Genomic DNA, 672 nt, shown 5'->3' with positions numbered 1-672 from the left:
GTGCTGATAACCTGCTGACCCAATAGGTTGAACAGAGATACAGATTCTATTGTGTTGGCAGATTTCAAAGATAGAACCTCAGTGGCTGGGTTTGGATAGTAAGAGAATCCAGCAAGTGCATTATCGCTAACACCCAACGAGTCGCAAGTACCGCTCCAAATATAAACACCATCCATCAATGGATCTGGAATACCCCAACCTGCATTAAACTGAGCTGTAGGGTTACCCACCGCAGTAGAAGAGGTAACTACCCAGAATACACTTCCAGTAGCACCACCATCAGTAACCGATAGCTCGATCCAGTAAGTGGTTGGCATACCAGCCTGACCGTTAAAAGTAAAAGGAGTAACTGTCATTTCTACCTCGTTAACATCAAAACCAAAATTGCTGCCAATAACCGTTTGGTTATCGATAGTAACAGAAGCCTCAGAACCAATTAATGATCCAGGAAGACCTGCAGCATCGTCATAATAGTTTACGTCAACGTTAGAAATACCTCCGTTGGCAAAAATACTAGCTGTAATATTTTCCAAAGTAAAGTTCTGATCAGCAGCTACAGTCACATCATTTGCTGTCTGGAATGCTGAAGCAGAAGAACAGTTAAAGCCGTTCTCAAAAGTACCGTCGTTAGGGTTCTCCTCATCACAAGCACCGCCGCCGCCGCCGATAGGA

At 44.2% G+C, this 672-nt stretch carries 1 protein-coding gene; it reads right to left on the bottom strand.

Annotated elements, in window-relative coordinates:
• The coding region (locus LS48_RS15420) for a T9SS type A sorting domain-containing protein (RefSeq protein WP_235811046.1) at positions 1-672 on the bottom strand (672 nt) is incomplete at both ends.

Origin of the sequence: Aequorivita aquimaris, from assembly GCF_001573155.1 — a bacterium.
In the GTDB taxonomy this organism is placed as follows: Bacteria; Bacteroidota; Bacteroidia; order Flavobacteriales; family Flavobacteriaceae; genus Aequorivita; species Aequorivita aquimaris.
Note: the sequence above shows the minus strand (reverse complement) of the source record. Positions and strands in the feature narration are given on the sequence as shown.